We start from the raw sequence: 16,217 nt of genomic DNA on the forward strand, positions 1-16,217 counted from the left end.
GGCTAAATTAGCCAGTTGGGTTGAGGTGGGCAATCGGATATAAGTGAACTTTAGGGGCTTGAAAGTGCCATTGTGGATTTTCTGGCATGTTTAACACCATGCTATCATACGCTTAAATTAGGGGTTCAGTTAACGGCGGTCGCCATGAGTGATTGAATCTTTGACGACTTTTAATCCAAAATTGTGACGCACTTATCATATGAGTTATAAAAGTTGCCATTTTACTATCAAATGTAAAAATCCTATCTGCTTCATATGTTTTATTATTGGAGAATACGTACATAGCGTGCCATCCGTTAATATCATATTCGGTGGTTGTGCCGTTTACCATAGATTTAAATTTCGGCAATTTCAGAAAATCCCCATCTAAAACAATCGCAATTGACAAGAAGAAGTTAGCCATTGCTTTTTGCGAAGGTTCACGGTCTTTCGATACTCTTTCCCGGATACTGGTTTTTGATTGAATAACTCCAAATATTTTATAAGTATCGGAGTCCAAGTTTATACCGATAAATAAATCAAATATGTCTGTTTTTGTAAGCCCCTGTATTATGGTTATGTCTTCTGGGTCGTTCACTATTTTACGTTCTTTTAAAAGAACAGTTATATCTTTTTGCAAAAATATTTTTAATGAATATCGAGCCAAATGAGGGTTAGCCATATCCTTAATCATTGATTCAAATGCATGACCACTGGATTTCTTCCAACTCTGATCAGCTGCAATGATTTGTTTGATCTTTTCGCTGTCAGTCTCACCAGAGCGATGATTGACATGTGCTACATAAATATATTTCCAAATTTCGGCTGGCTCGATATTGGGAAATTGCAACAACGCTTCACGCACAGTTTCTTGAATCGCATGTTTTCGCGCTTGTATTTTGATTTCTTCGTCGAGTTTGTCAATATTCTTGATTTTTCTTTTACTTGATTTTAATTTGAGCAATTCATAATTGAGTTGAAAAAGTATCTCATATTGGCTCTCGCAAAAATCTTTTACTTGCATCATTGGTCACTTAAAATATCTTTGATCACTAATCCCCAATGATACGCTAAAAGTGGTGGAACTGCATCACCTATTTGTTCATATTTATCTTGTGTTTCAGAAATGTGTGGGCAGATGAAGGGTCCGCCAATAAAATCGTAGAAATCTGGAAAGCCTTGCAGTCTTGCAACTTCTCTGACGGTTAGGCACCTGTCCATTTCTGGGTGTACCAATTCATCAAGGCAATGTGATGTAACGGTTTTGCTGGCTTGGTCTAATCTCAGGCGTTTGTTACGTTGTATGAACCATTTTTTTGGAAGAACTTTATTTGCTTGTAGCCTTTTAACTTCTTCGGGATCGAATTTTTTGAACAAGTCTACAAGGCTTTCACCAGGCTCCAATAAACCAAATCTTTCTATTGTGCCTTTTCGATGTTTTGGTGATATGTGATATGAAATTTTCCCATTCAGCCTATTTTCAATCTTCCAGAATGCCCTATCCTTAAGCAACCTGGTATAATCATTATCCTCACCATTATAGACTTTATATTCTCTTGGGTCATTTGCTTTCATTTTTGGCAAACCTACTAAGGCATCTCGAACAGTCAGATTTTGTTTGTGGTGTGAAATCGGAACTTTTAAATCAAGTGTTTCGTCTGTGGTAGCAATCAAAAAAAACCTGTTCCTGTTTTGAGGCACTCCAAAATCTGACGAATTTAATATCGTTTTTATAAAGTGAATATATCCGTTAGCTGCAAGTTCTTCTATGATATCATCGACTACAAGCCTGTTGCCATCTTTAATAGTTTTTTTTGTCGCAATTGCAGGAACATTTTCAAAAAGAATTATCCTCGAATTCACCGCTTTTGCTATCCGTATAGCTTCGGAATAAAGCTGTTGTCGAAAATCATACGAGCTTCTTGAAGTAGATCCTGCTGTACTAAATGTTTCACAAGGCATACCGGACGAAACGATATCTATTTTCTGACCGTTTACTGCCTCAATTATCTCTTCGTTTGTAACTTCCCTTATATCTCTATGTAGAACTTTTACTTCCGAGTGGTTCGCTTTATATGTTTCAACACAACTTTTTACCCTTTCTATCGCAACAAGAGTTTTAAAACCTGCCGCTTTGAACCCAGTGCAGATTCCGCCAGGACCAGAAAAACAATCTATATGATTTAATGTCATTATTTATTTTATTGAATTTTTGCTGGTTTTTGATTGAACGCTAAATTAAAAAACATTAGCAAGATTGCTAATATTTTTAGGAAATATTTACTAACACGCCATGTTAACAATTATAATTTAGTTAGGTGACTAATTAGGTTATTTAGCGTTTTGTCCTGATTGGGTTTTTTTATTTGGCATTCCCAAATTTTCAATATCCGCCATCCTAGGTCGTTTAACTGGCTCTCGTTTAGTAAATCATTAGTGTTATTAACCTTGATTTTATTAAGCCACCAATCGGTTCGGGTTTTTGGTACAACGTATAATTTACAATTAGTATGCCCATGCCAAAAGCAGCCATGTATAAAAATCACAGTTTTGTATTTGGGGAGTACAATATCAGGCTTGCCCGGCATATCCTTCACATGCAGGCGGTAACGGAAACCATTTTTATGCAGAAACTTCCGCACCAGCAGTTCGGGCTTAGTATCCTTACTCCTAATGCGCGACATATTGTAGCTTCTGGTTTCTTTGGAATGTACGTCTGCCATGTTATTTAAACCTGCTTTTCTCCAGTTTGTTTATCAAATCCAGTTGAAACTCCCCCAAGGCATCCACACTCATGGCCCGCATGCAAGGTAGCCATCACGCTCTCCACCTTGCTTCAGCTGTTTCACTCCCCAGTTACTTTAACAAGTGAAACAACCGAAACAGCACAAGCCCGCCAACACCAAACCTGATAGCAGCGGGTACCGGCCTGTGATTAAGGCCTTGCGCGCGTATACGCGTATAGCAGGGCTGCACTGGCCTATTGGTACCAGCGGTGGTTTTCCTGTAAAAAGAAGCATTTCGGCTACCTGCCGCTTTGGGATTAGATGGTGTCGCTATCGCTCACCATGACAAAAAATAAAACTACTCACCATTCACTACTCACAACTCACCACTCACTCCCCCTAATATTGCCCAATGCTCAGCAGCACCAGGGTGCAGGCATAATCGGTTTCGATGCCATTTTGGTGGGCGAGGCGGCGGAGGTCGGCGTTTTCGGTGCCGGGGTTAAATATGATGCGTTTGGGCTTGGTGTTGATGATATAATCGTACAGGGGCGGCTGGTTTTGCGGGCCTAAGTACAGGGTTATAGTATCAATATCGGTATGGATGGTTTCGGGCTTTTCGATGGGTACGCCGGCTACTTCGCCGGTTTTAATGCCCACGTTTACGATACTGTGCCCGCGGCTCACCAGTCGGTTAGCGGCGAGGTAGGCGTAGCGGCTTGCGTCGGGCGTTGCACCCAGTATCAGTGTTTTTTTATCGGCCATAGTGGTATAACGTGCAAGGTAGGGATTTGGTTTTTTAGTAGCGGTGGGCGTTGGGGTTTTTACAGGGGGCTGACTGAGGGGGGAAGTGGCGGTTGCAGTTGTAGGAAGGGAGGAGTGGCGGTGGCAGTTGCAGGTGGCTGTGCGGCTATTAAAAGGCTGTGGGTATATGAAAGCATCGTCCCGCTCATTCGCCGCGGGAGGGCTTTTACTTTTGATGCACCAAAAGTAACAAAACTGCTTTCAGCAATTAGGCTTCTTTGCCGCACGGGCCTTTGCCCTGCAAACCGGGCAGAACCACGGGCTGCAAAATCTTGCCCTGCTTCGCGCCCCGCTTACCCCTCCCTTCTGCAAGTATTGCTATGCCCTTCCCGCCCACAGCCCACCACGTTCTGCCCGCTTTCGCCCGAAGCTGAGCTGCTGACTGTCTGAACCGGGATTTATGAGATTTATACGATTAATTGGATTTGATTTGCAAGAGTAGCCCAACGAAGCCCACAAAAAACCGGCCTTGTCCTGTTCGGCAACCACTGGCGGTGCTAAAGCACAACCGTTCATAGAACAGGGCGCAGCCGGCACTTTTCTTTGGTTCGTTTCTTTTGGTGCCAAAAGAAATGAACATCCACAGGCTTAACCTAACATACTATCCGCTCCTAACAAGGCACTATAGAACATAACAACAGAACCCAACGAAGCCCCATTTATTTTTTTAATTTTGCGCCTTTATGGGAAAAGACAAAATTAGGCGCTTCGCCGAGATAGATACTTTTAGCAATGTGCTGCAACTGGACGCTGGTAAACCTTACCAGGGCAAATGGGCCACCGGCTTTTTTAAGAACGATAACCCCGTTGTGCTGGAACTGGCCTGCGGTAAAGGCGAATACACCGTAAACCTGGCGCAGCTGTTTCCCGATAAGAATTTTATTGGGGTTGATTATAAGGGCAACCGCATTTGGCGTGGTGCTAAAACCGCGCTGGAAGATGGTGTACCTAATGTTGCTTTTCTGCGCATACAGATAGAGAACCTGACTGACTACTTTTCTGTCGGCGAGGTAGACGAGATATGGATCACCTTCCCCGACCCGCAACCCCAGCTGAGCCGCGAGAAAAAACGCCTAACCTCGCCCCGCTTTTTGGATAAGTACCGCGTGCTGCTAAAACCCGGTGGCTGCGTGAATTTAAAGACCGATAACGACGGCCTGCACGCCTATACCGTCGATAAGATAGCCGAGCTTAACCTGCCCCTCCATGCCCGTACGGAGGACCTGTACCATTCGGAATTTGCGGATGAGGTGCTATCGATAAAAACCTACTACGAGAAAAAATATTTGAAGCATAACAAAAACATTAACTACCTTAAGTTTTCGTTTTAACCACCACCCGATGCCGGACTATACCTTTTACGATAACGTGTACGATGTAGTACGCCTGATACCAAAGGGTAGGGTGACCTCTTATGGGGCCGTAGCGGCGTATTTAGGGTCGAAGCAATCGTCGCGGATAGTGGGTTACGCCATGATGGCCTGCGGAACGGCAAACCCGCCGGTACCGGCACACCGGGTGGTAAACAGGCAGGGACTGCTAACCGGGAAGTTCCACTTTGGTGGCGATACCATGGAGCAGTTGCTGGCAAACGAAGGCATCACCGTAAAAGATAACCAGGTGCAGAACTTTAAAGAGCTGTATTGGGACCCGGCACTCGAGTTGGGCCTCTGAATCTCCTCACCGGTTTTTCAGAGTCGGTGTAGTCGGTCACCAAAAAGAGCACCAGCAGTAATACGGCGTAGGTAAGGAAGAACCCCCTTGCGCGTTCGTCGTACCTAAAAATGGTATAGCTTACAGTCACCAAAATTATGATTACCCCAAATTCTATCAGCCCGTGCATAGGCATTGAAAAAAAACGAAATATGCCCGATGTGGTATCGGTACAAACAGTGAGGGCCAAATGCGCTATCCCAAAAGCGTAGGCAAGGCGAGCCAGGTCGTCCGGTAAAACAAAAAGCGTTGGTGCCGACCACAGGAACAGCACCATCAGGTAGTCTGCAATTCCATGCATTGCCGGGGTAAGTATTTTCATAAACGTTAAAGGAAAAGCAATATACTAAAGTTTTAGCACTTAGTGTAATTCACACAACTACAAGTAGTACTATAGTATTTGCAGCAGTTCCATGCGGTTGCCAAACGGGTCGATAAAAGCAAAACGGGTTCTGCCGGGGAGGATGGGTTCCTCCAGTATCTCCACGCAATTGGCTGCCAGCTGCGCCCTTGCCGCCGCAATATCGGTAACCTCCATGGCCACATGCCTGATGGTGCGTGGCAAAGCGGGCTCCACCCCTATATGCAGCTGCACACTCCCTATGTTAAACCAATACCCTGCCGAAGGGAACAGATCATCGGGCCGGTAAATAAGCTCCATGCCTATAACTTCGGTATAAAACAGGCGTGCTTCCTCCAGCCGCTCGGGCGGTACGCAAACATGAAAATGGTCCAGCCGTTTAAAGGTTATCATATCCTCCCAACCAAATAGTTTTACTTAAATAAATACCTAACACCAGCCTGTATCGCGGTGATTTTTGCACCCCAGGATATATAATTTGTAAGTGTGGTTGGGATAATGTAACCGCTATAAATTTGTACCCGCTCATTAAATTCTACTCCAACCGATAATGGAATGATCACCTGGAAGTTTTCAAACTCGGGGAATCCTTCTTTGCTATTTATAAAATCAGCATCACTTATTGTGTAAAAATATTTATTGTAATGATAGTAGTTTACCCCAATACCTGCATTAGCGAACACCTTTAATTTTTCTGTTGAATAAAAATTATAAAGAATTTGAGGGATGATAGAAGCGCTCAATTGCTTAAAGTTAAGGCTCCTGGCAGGCGTGCTGCCACCTTGAGGTTCGCCTATTTTATAGGAGGTTATTGATACCATGCCTTCCAGCCTTACTATCATTGCCCGGGTGTTTTTGTTGGTAAAGAAATCTATCCCGGCTGATACTGCCGGCGAAAAAGAGGTAGCCGATTTGCCATCAGAAAAAGGGCCGGAAGCGCCGCTAAACTTAAGCTTGTTACTTAAGCCAACTACACCAATAAAAAAACGGGATCCCAAATTATTAATTACGGTTTGCTGGCTAACACTGCCATTTAATTTAACGATGATCCTCGTTAACTCACCTTCGTCATATTTCGTCTGATCGATAGAAGCGTATAAGTTTTTATTATCAGGTTGAAGTGTTTCAGCCAAGCTTAAAAGCTGGTTGGTGTAAGGGTTTGCCTTAATCAGTTCTCCGCTTTCGCTACTTAGGTATATGTACTGGTTTAGCGCTGTTATTTCTTTTGCCTGCTTATCGCTAATATAAAAAACCGGCTTTATATCCGTGGTAAGTTTATAAAACGTTAGTTTATTTCCACTAACTATAACTTTCAAAAAAACAGTGTCTGTTATATAGGTTGTGTCTATACCGCGGCTAAGTTTTGCTATTTCAACAGGGCTGGTGCTCACTTTAACTACGGCTCGGTTATAATACTCCAATCCGTCAACCCCAAACCCATTAGCAACAGATGTTGTAATTTTTTGCGGCAAGTTGGCTGTTGTGGTTTTAAATAATACCTGTTTAGGGTTCCTTCCCCATTCCTTGTAATCTACAAACCCCTTAACGGTATCGTTTTGCGCGTTTATAATATAACCGGGTTTGTAATTACTTTGCGCGCTAACGGTAATAGAAAATAGCAGGAACACTATTAGCGTAAAATTAAATGGTTTCATGTGTAAGGTTTGGTAGTAAAAGCATATAAAATACAAATGGGAATGATAATTTATTCGTCTTCGGAAAAAGTTAAAACGTAGCTATTGTTATCGAGGATGGAGAATTCGGTAGCGCCGTAAAAGGTTTTTTCGAGCCCTTTCAGCACGGTAACTTTATCTTTTATATCCTCAAAAAACACCCGGATGCCTTGCAGTTTTATATAAAACAGCAGCGAGCCGCCATCGGTACGTTTAATTTCGGGCAGATCCTCCGCCAAGCTCTCTATAGACTGGAACATCAAGGTTACGTTGCCTTTAACCATCATGGCCCACACCAGGTCGGGCCCGGTTTCGGGTACGCTCATGGCCAGTTCAAAGCCCAGCAGGGTATAGAATTCAATGGTCTTGTTAATGTTGTTTACAAAGATGTTTGGTGAAAGGCTTTCCATGATGACTTAATTTTACTTCCTAGTAATGAATAAAGCACAGACAACTAAAACAATGCATTACAAAATTTAAATTTGCGCTGCCGCAAAGCTAAAAATTTTGGTTAAAAAATGCGGGGGTTTTAATTTAATAGTATACACATGGGACAATTAATAAACGATTTTGAAGCCTATCGCACCAAAATGAACGATAGGATAATGGACACCGCTAACACCAATATCAAGCGTTTTTTCGCCTTAGACACCACCACTTATGCCGATGGCGCGCTGGATGTAAAAACCAAAGAGATGCTGGGCCTGGTAGCCAGCATGGTGCTCCGCTGCGACGATTGCATTAAATACCACCTGGGCAAATGCCACGAAGCCGGCGTAAAGCAGGATGAAATGAACGAAGTTTTTATGATAGCCAACCTGGTAGGCGGTTCCATTGTTATCCCGCATTACCGCAGGGCGGTGGAGTATTGGGATGAGTTGAATGAGGTTGGGATTGCAAAATAGATTATGTAAATTTATTGTATAAACTTTAATGCCATGTACACAAGAAGAACATGCCCTTATGTGCCAATTGACCTGGCTGCGGTATGCTCTGTTGCCTTCTTGCTCTTGCTGCTGTATATTTCAATGGCGAGGCCAAAACACCCCGATCCACTTAACATCCAAATGCCTGCATCTTCTTGCTTCCGCTGTAATATTGATGGTTTTGGACAGGGATACTACTAATAGGGCAGGGCAAAGTAATGATGGAGTTAAACAGTGAACTACGCAGACAGACCTTGCTAAATATGGCCCAAAAACACGACCTGCAATTTACACCGGCAGAGTTTGCAAGGTTTGAGGCTATGGATGTTATTGGTGTTCCGTTATCGTAATTAAAATCGTATTTGGCCAGAAAATAAAGCCTATTACAACCAACCAGGCATCAAATTAAGTAATGTAGAAAACGAACTGGGCGCCTGGATACAAGCTGCAAAGCAAGCGAGTATAACTGTTAATCGCCACGCAATGAGAATAGGCATAAAAGCTGACCGAAATACAGAGTACCCGTTAATTAAACGAGTTATAAGTACCCTACAAAGCCAGCGCATAAATAGCTTCAATCTGATAACAGATATAAAGTCATTTAGGCGAGAGTAAAAGTACCCAAACGCATCAAGCAAAAGTCTAAAAATATTAGCAATATATAACTTTAGTTGTTAATTTGGCGCAGCTGTTGGCAACAAAGCCATCAGCACTAAAACAAGCCGAAACGCCATGTCATCTACCCAGGAAATAACCCGCTGCAGCTGGTGCGGTACCGACCCTCTTTATATGGAATACCACGATAAAGAATGGGGTAAAACCATCCATGATGACCTTATATTTTTCGAATTCTTAACCCTCGAAGCTGCCCAGGCAGGCTTAAGTTGGATCACCATTTTGCGCAGGCGTGACGGTTACCGCAACGCCTTCGCCAATTTTGATGTAGAGAAGGTAGCGGCGTTTACGGAAGAAGACCAGCAACGCTTGTTACAGGATGCCGGCATCATTCGCAACAGGTTAAAAGTATCGTCGGCCATTCGCAACGCGCAATTGTTTATGGATGTGAAAAAGGAGTTTGGCTCGTTCAACAACTACCTGTACAGCTTTATGCCCGGTGGCAAACCCATCACAACCTATCATGGCCGGCAAGTAAGTACGCCCGAATCTGACGCTATTGCCAAGGACATGAAAAAACGCGGCTTCAAATTTTTCGGCACCACCATTTGCTACGCTTTTATGCAGGCAACCGGCATGGTGAACGATCATATCCCCGCCTGTTCTTTTAGGTAAGTTTTGGCTCCACCAATTGAAATGATTTCACTGTTTTAAAAAATGATTTCCGATTAGTAAACTGGTTGAGAAACATAATTGTATTTTTGAAAACGTACACCTATCCGTGAGATCAAAACGATCAGTGTAATCGGTGAAATCAGTAAATTATTATGAAAAAGCTTTTTCTATTGGACGGCATGGCCCTTATTTACCGGGCGCATTTTGCATTAAGTAAAACCCCGCGCTTTACGTCGGGCGGCTTAAATACCTCTGCCGTAATGGGCTTTACCAATACGCTGCTTGATGTATTGAAAAAAGAAAAGCCTACCCACATGGCAGTGGTTTTTGATACCGATGCCCCCACCGAACGCCACGTAGAATACGAAAAATACAAGGCTCACCGCGAGGCAATGCCCGAGGATTTGAGCAAAGCCCTGCCCTATATATTTAATGTTGTACTGGGGTTTAATATCCCGCTGATCACAAGTGACGGTTACGAGGCTGATGATATCATAGGCACCCTTGCCAAAAAAGCGGAGAAGAAAGGCTACCAGGTTTACTGTATGACGCCCGATAAAGATTTCGCGCAGCTGGTATCCGAAAATATCCGCATCTACAAACCTGCCCGCATGGGTAACGACATGGAGATTCTGGGTGTAAAAGAAGTGCTTGCCAAATGGGAGATAGAGCGCCCCGAGCAGGTAATTGATATCCTTGGCCTTTGGGGCGATGCGGTGGATGGTATCCCCGGAATCCCCGGCGTTGGTGAAAAGACCGCTAAAGCGCTCATCAAGCAATACGGCTCGGTAGAAGAAATTATTGCTCATAGTCACGAATTAAAAGGTAAGCTGAGAGAAAACGTAGAGACCTATGCAGAGCAGGGCCTAATGTCGAAACGGTTAGCTACCATTAACCTCAACTCCCCGGTGGAGCTTGACGAGGCTGGCTTGGAAATGTGCGCACCAAGCAAAGATCTGCTGGAACCGCTTTTTGCCGAACTGGAGTTCCGTACCCTGGGCCGCCGTGTATTTGGTGATGATTTCAGCATTACCGAAACCCGTGCCGTATCCGTACAAACCGACCTGTTTGGCGACCCTGTTGCCGGTGCCCGTACTACGCTCACCGTAGAGACGCAGGATATTTACGAAGCGCCTAATCAGCCTGAAGTAAAAAACATCAACACGGTTGAACACGAGTATATCCTGGCCGATACCTTCGAGAAACGTGCCGAACTGATCAAGATCCTCAGCGAGCAGAAGAGCTTTTGTTTTGATACCGAAACTACCGGTACCGACGCCAACCAATGCGAGCTGGTGGGCTTATCCTTCGCGGTGAAGCACAACCAGGCCTGGTATGTGCCGGTTCCGGTTGATGAGCAGGAGATCATAAAAATTGTAGCCGAATTTAAGCCCGTGTTTGAGAATGAGAAAATTGGCAAAACGGGCCAGAACCTAAAGTTCGATATCCTGATGCTGAAATGGTATAACGTGGAAATGAAGGGCGACCTGTTTGATACCATGATGGCCCATTACGTGATAGACCCGGATACCCGCCACGGGATGGATATCCTGTCGGAAAATTACCTCAACTACAAACCCGTTTCCATTACCGAGCTGATTGGCCCTAAAGGTAAAAACCAGGGCAATATGCGCGATGTGGAGATAGAAAAAATAAAAGATTACGCCGCCGAAGATGCCGATGTTACCCTGCAGCTGAAAACCATTTTTGAGCCGAAGATAAAAGAGGTAGGTGCCGAAAATCTGCTGCACCAGATAGAGAACCCGCTGATATATGTACTGGCCGATGTAGAGCACGAAGGTGTGCGCATTGACCACGAAACGCTGCGGGAGTTTAGCAAGGAACTGGAAGTGGATATAGCCAAGCTGGAAAAAGTGGTTTTCGAAAAAGCGGGCGTACGTTTCAACATCGCATCGCCGAAGCAATTGGGCGAAGTGCTATTTGAGAAATTACTTCTTGACCCTAAAGCCAAAAAAACCAAGACCGGCCAATACCAAACCGGCGAGGATGTGCTTTTATCCCTTGCTGCAAAAAGCGATATCGTAAGGGATATCCTTGATTTCCGCCAGTTGCAAAAACTAAAATCTACCTATGTCGATGCTTTGCCAACCATGGTGAACGCTAAAACCGGGCGCATCCATACCAGCTATAACCAGGCGGTTGCTGCAACCGGGCGTTTAAGCTCCAATAACCCAAACCTGCAAAACATCCCTATCCGTACCGAGCGCGGCAGGGAAGTAAGGAAGGCCTTTATCCCGCGCGATGAAAATCATGTCATCGTATCTGCGGATTATTCGCAGATTGAACTCCGCATTATTGCGGAGATAAGCAAAGACCCTAACATGCGCCAGGCCTTTATAGATAATATCGATATCCACACGGCCACCGCCGCTAAAGTTTACGGTATAGGTATTGATGAGGTAGACAGCACGCAGCGCCGTAACGCCAAAGCGGTAAACTTTGGGATAATTTACGGGCAATCGGCATTTGGCTTATCACAAAACTTAGGCATCCCCAGAAAAGAAGCCGCCGAGATCATTGAGAACTACTTTGCCCAATACCCGGGCATTAAACAATACATGGCCGATACCATGAACTTCGCCCGCGAGAACGGTTACGTTACTACCCTGATGGGCCGTCGCCGCTACCTGCGCGATATAAATTCCGCCAATCAAACCGTACGTGGTTTTGCCGAACGAAATGCCATCAACGCCCCTATCCAGGGTTCGGCGGCAGATATGATAAAAATAGCCATGATCAACATTCACCGCGAATTTAAGGCCCAAAAGCTTGATTCACGCATGACCATGCAGGTGCATGATGAGCTGGTGTTTGATGTGCCTCACTACGAAGTGGAGATAGTAAAACCCATCATCTTAGAGAACATGAAGAACGCCATTAAAACTGAAGTGCCTATTATGGTAGAGATAGGCACAGGTGTGAATTGGCTGGAGGCGCATTGATAGGAACAACTGCTAATTCGTCAACGTATAAATTCAAAAAATAAGTATAGCAAAGCGAGGAATCTTGCGTTAGGGATCGTAGCGGAAACCCCGGAATGGAGAGCTGCTTCTATCAGCAGCACGAAATGAGGAGTTGTAGTGTAGAGCCCGGGCCGAAGGCAACGCCCAAATAGTTCTTTAATAATTTGTTAGATGGAAAGTCAAACAGAAACGAAGGGTAACAAATGGGCTGGGTTTGGCGAGTTATCCATCGAACAACAAAACGGTGTATTAAAAGGAATAGAAGAGGCTGATCGCGGCTGAACTTATTCCGGTTATGTTTCCATACGAACTCAATCTTACAGCTTTTTACTTTGAATTATTTCAAGCCAGTTATATGTCAATTACTTCATGGCTATACAAAAAAAACAACCCTAAAGTTGGATTTCCAAAGCCTTGAAGAAGCAAAATCTTTGCACATTTATGTGACTCAATAATAGATATATCAAAAGCATTTATTTCTAAAGGCTCAAGATTTGGCAAATTGATAGCATCCATTTTCAAGTTTTTTACATGATGGAAAGATATTCGGATGTCATCGTAATTTTGAGTCAATTCGTTATAGACACTTACGCCTATTATGATTTTGCAATGTTCAAGGTCCAAGGACAATTCACTTACAGTTTGGTCGTGTAAATCTAGTGTACTGATGTTATCTAAATTCATGCTTGAGTTATGTTAAACGGGGGGGGGGCATTTAAGTCTTGCGCCGACTCCGTTTTTAAAATATCTTTAATTCCCTTCCATTTTTTCGGAAAATGTTAATATCGGATTTTTTTGGTCTAATAATAACTTTGGCCGTACAATCCCTCCAACTCTTGAATAATAAAGCTGTATTAATGCGCCAGTTTTGATCCGTCGAACCAACCATTGCCAAATCCGCAACAAAGGCGTTCGTCTATTTTAGATAAATACCGAAATGGTAATTATCAACGTGTTTTAATTAAAAAATAACACCATTTCAAACACATTTTTCAAATTATATGTTTGTTCATTTGAGGAAATGTTTAGTACCTTAACCAACACAATCCCGAATGAGAATATTCCACCTGAGTGCCGAATGCTATCCTATTGCCAAAGTTGGCGGGCTTGCAGATGTTGTTGGTGCGTTGCCTAAGTATCAGAACCAGGCAGGGCAAAACGCAGCTGTAGTAATGCCTTTTTACAACCGCAAGTTTGTTCACGAAAACACTTTTGTTGTGGTTTTCCAGGGCACAACGCTATTGGGCACCCGAAGGATCTATTTCGAAATATTAAAAGAAACTACCGATAAACTGGGCTTCGAGCTCTTTTTAATAAAGATCCCCGGCCTGCTGGATAGGGAAAATATCTACAGCTACCCGGATGAGCAGGATCAGTTTATGGCTTTCCAGATCTGCTTTTTAGACTGGATAAACTGGAGCGGCCAAACACCGGACCTGGTGCACTGCCACGACCACCACTCGGGCCTGGTGCCTTTTATGATGTACCACTCGGCCTTATACACCCGACTGGCACACATCCCAACCATATTTACTATCCACAACGGGCAATACCACGGCGCTTTTGGCTGGGAACGGCTAAACCTGCTGCCCGAAATTGACTTTTATAAAACCGGTCTGCTGGATTGGAACGGCGGCATCAACCCGCTTGCATCGGCAGTAAAATGCTGCTGGCGGTTCACCACGGTATCGCCCAATTACTTAAAAGAGCTCTCCATCAACTCTAACGGATTAGAATACCTTTTCTACGTAGAAAGACATAAAGGCTACGGCATCATCAACGGTATAGATACCGACGTTTGGGATGCTAATGCCGACCCAATGGTACCCAATAAGTTCACTGCTACCACGGTTAATAAAGGCAAGCAAAAGAATAAAGAATTACTGTGTACCCGTTTCCATCTTTCGGCTGATAAACCTTTGATCGTGTTCATTGGCCGTTTGGTTGTAGAAAAAGGTGCCGATGTATTACCTGCCGCCATCGAGCGCAGCATACAGCAACACGGCGATGATGTTAACTTTTTGATACTTGGCACAGGCGACCCGGAAACCGAAATGGCCCTGCAAAAACTCAAAGATCTTTACCCGCAAAACTGTAACGTGTTTATTGGATATGACGAATCGCTGGCGCATTTGATCTACGCCGGGGCAGATTTCCTGCTGATGCCATCGCGTGTGGAGCCTTGCGGCTTAAACCAGCTATACGCTATCCGTTATGGCACTATACCTGTGGTACGTACCACGGGCGGCCTTGCTGATACCGTAATTGATTTTGGCGACGAAAACGGTTACGGCATCCGCTTTAACAACGTTAGCGTGGATGATATCAGTAGTTCTATCACACGCGCTGTTGAATTATACAGCGACTCTAAAAAAATGTTGTTGTTGCGCAAGCGCATGATGGGCCTCGATTTTTCGTGGTACCGGTCGGCAAAAGAATATATTGACCTATACGAAAGTTTAACTCCTACGATATGACATCAAAAGTAATCAGCATTGTACTTGGCGGCGGCCAGGGTAGCCGTTTAGCACCGCTAACCCAAACACGTTCGAAACCGGCAGTGCCTATTGCTGGTAAATACCGATTGGTTGACATCCCCATCTCCAACTGTTTGCACTCGGGTATCGACAGGATATTCGTATTAACACAGTTTAACTCGGCATCGCTTAACAAGCACATCAAAAACACTTACCACTTCAGCACGTTTAGTACTGCTTTTGTGGATATTTTGGCCGCCGAACAAACCCCTACCAGCGGGGGATGGTTCCAGGGAACTGCAGATGCCGTGAGGCAAAGCCTGCACCACCTGGGCGTGCACGAGTTTGAATACGTGCTGATACTATCGGGCGATCAGCTGTACCAGATGGATTTTGATGAGATGATTAAACAGCACATCGAAAAAAAGGCAGATATCTCTATCGCCACTATTCCTGTACATGTGAATGATGTTCCGGGTTTCGGTATACTGAAAACGGATAATGAGAACCTGATCACGTCGTTCATCGAAAAACCTAAAACCGGTTTCGAGAACTGGGTATCAGAAGTAAGCCCAGAAATGAAGGAGCAGGGCCGTATTTACCTGGCGTCGATGGGAATCTATATCTTCAACCGTAAACTATTATACGATTTGCTGGAAGGTAATGACCATACCGACTTTGGTAAAGAAATTATCCCGCAATCAATAGAAGGGCATAAAGTTATTAGTTACCAATACGAAGGCTACTGGACCGATATTGGTACCATTCCATCTTTTTTTGATGCTAATCTTGGGCTTACAGATGATATCCCTCAGTTTAACCTGTTCGATAAAAACCAAATTTACACCCGTGCACGCATGTTGCCGCCAACCAAAATATCTGGCACACATTTGGATAGGTCTATCATTGCAGATGGCTGTATCATCAACGCCAGCCTGATCACCCGCTCTATTGTAGGTATCCGTACACGTATTGGGCTTTATACCACAATAGATAGCTGCTATGTAATGGGTTGCGATAATTATCAAACCCTGGATGAAATTGCAGTTGCCAAAGCCAACGGCGACCCGGTTATGGGTATTGGCGACAGGTGTACCCTGCGAAACGCGATCATTGATAAAAACACCTACATAGGCGACGACGTAAAGATAAACTGCGGCGGCAGATTGCCGGATGGGGATTTCCCTACTTATACAGTTGTGGATGGCATCGTTATTGTTAAAAAACGTGCTATTATACCAAGCGGAACAGTGATCTAAAACAAATAGTATCATAAACAAGAAC

Annotated in this window: 17 protein-coding genes; 8 read left to right on the plus strand and 9 right to left on the minus strand. The window is 44.1% G+C overall.

Annotation, left to right across the window (positions count from 1 at the left end; genetic code table 11):
- Positions 1-112 precede the first annotated feature (112 nt).
- The 4 genes from EPL05_RS05590 to EPL05_RS05605 form a co-directional block, all read right to left on the minus strand.
- On the minus strand, positions 113-1,006 hold the full coding sequence (locus EPL05_RS05590; RefSeq protein ID WP_128532921.1) for a BsaWI family type II restriction enzyme: 894 nt from the start codon (positions 1,004-1,006) through the stop codon (positions 113-115).
- The gene (locus EPL05_RS05595) at positions 1,003-2,172 is read right to left on the minus strand and encodes a DNA cytosine methyltransferase (RefSeq protein ID WP_128532923.1); all 1,170 of its coding nucleotides are present in this window, start codon (positions 2,170-2,172) and stop codon (positions 1,003-1,005) included. Before EPL05_RS05595 ends, EPL05_RS05590 begins: the two co-directional genes overlap by 4 nt.
- A gap of 110 nt (positions 2,173-2,282) precedes the next feature.
- A complete protein-coding gene (locus tag EPL05_RS05600) occupies positions 2,283-2,702 on the minus strand; it encodes a very short patch repair endonuclease (protein ID WP_128532924.1) in 420 nt (139 codons plus the stop codon).
- 402 nt (positions 2,703-3,104) lie between these two features.
- A complete protein-coding gene (locus EPL05_RS05605) occupies positions 3,105-3,470 on the minus strand; it encodes a CoA-binding protein (RefSeq protein ID WP_128532926.1) in 366 nt (121 codons plus the stop codon).
- Positions 3,471-4,192: 722 nt separating this feature from the next.
- Here EPL05_RS05605 and trmB point away from each other — a divergent pair.
- Positions 4,193-4,840 (plus strand): tRNA (guanosine(46)-N7)-methyltransferase TrmB, encoded by a 648-nt coding sequence (gene trmB / locus EPL05_RS05610; RefSeq protein WP_128532929.1) that lies wholly within the window; start codon positions 4,193-4,195, stop codon positions 4,838-4,840.
- Between the two features lie 10 nt (positions 4,841-4,850).
- Positions 4,851-5,183 (plus strand): MGMT family protein, encoded by a 333-nt coding sequence (locus EPL05_RS05615; RefSeq protein ID WP_128532930.1) that lies wholly within the window; start codon positions 4,851-4,853, stop codon positions 5,181-5,183.
- Here EPL05_RS05615 and EPL05_RS05620 read toward each other — a convergent pair.
- The 4 genes from EPL05_RS05620 to EPL05_RS05635 form a co-directional block, all read right to left on the minus strand.
- On the minus strand, positions 5,140-5,544 hold the full coding sequence (locus tag EPL05_RS05620; protein ID WP_128532932.1) for a hypothetical protein: 405 nt from the start codon (positions 5,542-5,544) through the stop codon (positions 5,140-5,142). The genes EPL05_RS05615 and EPL05_RS05620 overlap by 44 nt on opposite strands.
- Before the next feature lie 69 nt (positions 5,545-5,613).
- Complete coding sequence (locus EPL05_RS05625) at positions 5,614-5,976, minus strand: VOC family protein (protein ID WP_128532934.1); 363 nt, start codon at positions 5,974-5,976, stop codon at positions 5,614-5,616.
- A 20-nt stretch (positions 5,977-5,996) separates the two neighbouring features.
- Complete coding sequence (locus tag EPL05_RS05630) at positions 5,997-7,238, minus strand: hypothetical protein (protein WP_128532936.1); 1,242 nt, start codon at positions 7,236-7,238, stop codon at positions 5,997-5,999.
- Positions 7,239-7,288: 50 nt separating this feature from the next.
- On the minus strand, positions 7,289-7,666 hold the full coding sequence (locus EPL05_RS05635; protein ID WP_128532938.1) for a VOC family protein: 378 nt from the start codon (positions 7,664-7,666) through the stop codon (positions 7,289-7,291).
- Positions 7,667-7,804: 138 nt separating this feature from the next.
- Here EPL05_RS05635 and EPL05_RS05640 point away from each other — a divergent pair, with 138 nt between their 5' ends.
- The 4 genes from EPL05_RS05640 (at position 7,805) to polA (ending at position 12,435) form a co-directional block, all read left to right on the plus strand.
- Positions 7,805-8,161: a carboxymuconolactone decarboxylase family protein gene (locus EPL05_RS05640; protein ID WP_128532940.1), complete on the plus strand. Its 357-nt coding sequence runs from the start codon at positions 7,805-7,807 to the stop codon at positions 8,159-8,161.
- Between the two features lie 239 nt (positions 8,162-8,400).
- Positions 8,401-8,532: a hypothetical protein gene (locus EPL05_RS24450; protein ID WP_262708155.1), complete on the plus strand. Its 132-nt coding sequence runs from the start codon at positions 8,401-8,403 to the stop codon at positions 8,530-8,532.
- 382 nt (positions 8,533-8,914) lie between these two features.
- On the plus strand, positions 8,915-9,472 hold the full coding sequence (locus EPL05_RS05645; RefSeq protein WP_128532941.1) for a DNA-3-methyladenine glycosylase I: 558 nt from the start codon (positions 8,915-8,917) through the stop codon (positions 9,470-9,472).
- A gap of 152 nt (positions 9,473-9,624) precedes the next feature.
- A complete protein-coding gene (polA, locus tag EPL05_RS05650; RefSeq protein WP_128532943.1) occupies positions 9,625-12,435 on the plus strand; it encodes a DNA polymerase I in 2,811 nt (936 codons plus the stop codon).
- 372 nt (positions 12,436-12,807) lie between these two features.
- Here polA and EPL05_RS05655 read toward each other — a convergent pair whose 3' ends face one another.
- Positions 12,808-13,140, minus strand: coding sequence for a hypothetical protein (locus EPL05_RS05655; protein ID WP_128532945.1), 333 nt, complete (start codon positions 13,138-13,140; stop codon positions 12,808-12,810).
- A 368-nt stretch (positions 13,141-13,508) separates the two neighbouring features.
- On the opposite strand from EPL05_RS05655, the gene EPL05_RS05660 reads away from it, so the two are divergent.
- Both EPL05_RS05660 and EPL05_RS05665 read left to right on the plus strand, forming a co-directional pair.
- Positions 13,509-14,933, plus strand: a complete 1,425-nt coding sequence (locus tag EPL05_RS05660; protein WP_128532947.1) for a glycogen synthase — start codon at positions 13,509-13,511, stop codon at positions 14,931-14,933.
- Positions 14,930-16,192 (plus strand): glucose-1-phosphate adenylyltransferase, encoded by a 1,263-nt coding sequence (locus EPL05_RS05665; protein ID WP_128532949.1) that lies wholly within the window; start codon positions 14,930-14,932, stop codon positions 16,190-16,192. Before EPL05_RS05660 ends, EPL05_RS05665 begins: the two co-directional genes overlap by 4 nt.
- The last annotated feature ends 25 nt before the right edge of the window (positions 16,193-16,217 follow it).

Source organism: Mucilaginibacter gilvus, from assembly GCF_004054195.1.
GTDB classification, from domain to species: domain Bacteria; phylum Bacteroidota; class Bacteroidia; order Sphingobacteriales; family Sphingobacteriaceae; genus Mucilaginibacter; species Mucilaginibacter gilvus.

Bases quoted from the DNA above. Each gene is read 5' to 3' on its own strand.
- EPL05_RS05590 (WP_128532921.1), bottom strand. From the start codon at position 1,006: ATGATGCAAGTAAAAGATTTTTGCGAGAGCCAATATGAGATACTTTTT.
- EPL05_RS05595 (WP_128532923.1), bottom strand. From the start codon at position 2,172: ATGACATTAAATCATATAGATTGTTTTTCTGGTCCTGGCGGAATCTGC.
- EPL05_RS05600 (WP_128532924.1), bottom strand. From the start codon at position 2,702: ATGGCAGACGTACATTCCAAAGAAACCAGAAGCTACAATATGTCGCGC.
- EPL05_RS05605 (WP_128532926.1), bottom strand. From the start codon at position 3,470: ATGGCCGATAAAAAAACACTGATACTGGGTGCAACGCCCGACGCAAGC.
- trmB (WP_128532929.1), top strand. From the start codon at position 4,193: ATGGGAAAAGACAAAATTAGGCGCTTCGCCGAGATAGATACTTTTAGC.
- EPL05_RS05615 (WP_128532930.1), top strand. From the start codon at position 4,851: ATGCCGGACTATACCTTTTACGATAACGTGTACGATGTAGTACGCCTG.
- EPL05_RS05620 (WP_128532932.1), bottom strand. From the start codon at position 5,544: ATGAAAATACTTACCCCGGCAATGCATGGAATTGCAGACTACCTGATG.
- EPL05_RS05625 (WP_128532934.1), bottom strand. From the start codon at position 5,976: ATGATAACCTTTAAACGGCTGGACCATTTTCATGTTTGCGTACCGCCC.
- EPL05_RS05630 (WP_128532936.1), bottom strand. From the start codon at position 7,238: ATGAAACCATTTAATTTTACGCTAATAGTGTTCCTGCTATTTTCTATT.
- EPL05_RS05635 (WP_128532938.1), bottom strand. From the start codon at position 7,666: ATGGAAAGCCTTTCACCAAACATCTTTGTAAACAACATTAACAAGACC.
- EPL05_RS05640 (WP_128532940.1), top strand. From the start codon at position 7,805: ATGGGACAATTAATAAACGATTTTGAAGCCTATCGCACCAAAATGAAC.
- EPL05_RS24450 (WP_262708155.1), top strand. From the start codon at position 8,401: ATGATGGAGTTAAACAGTGAACTACGCAGACAGACCTTGCTAAATATG.
- EPL05_RS05645 (WP_128532941.1), top strand. From the start codon at position 8,915: ATGTCATCTACCCAGGAAATAACCCGCTGCAGCTGGTGCGGTACCGAC.
- polA (WP_128532943.1), top strand. From the start codon at position 9,625: ATGAAAAAGCTTTTTCTATTGGACGGCATGGCCCTTATTTACCGGGCG.
- EPL05_RS05655 (WP_128532945.1), bottom strand. From the start codon at position 13,140: ATGAATTTAGATAACATCAGTACACTAGATTTACACGACCAAACTGTA.
- EPL05_RS05660 (WP_128532947.1), top strand. From the start codon at position 13,509: ATGAGAATATTCCACCTGAGTGCCGAATGCTATCCTATTGCCAAAGTT.
- EPL05_RS05665 (WP_128532949.1), top strand. From the start codon at position 14,930: ATGACATCAAAAGTAATCAGCATTGTACTTGGCGGCGGCCAGGGTAGC.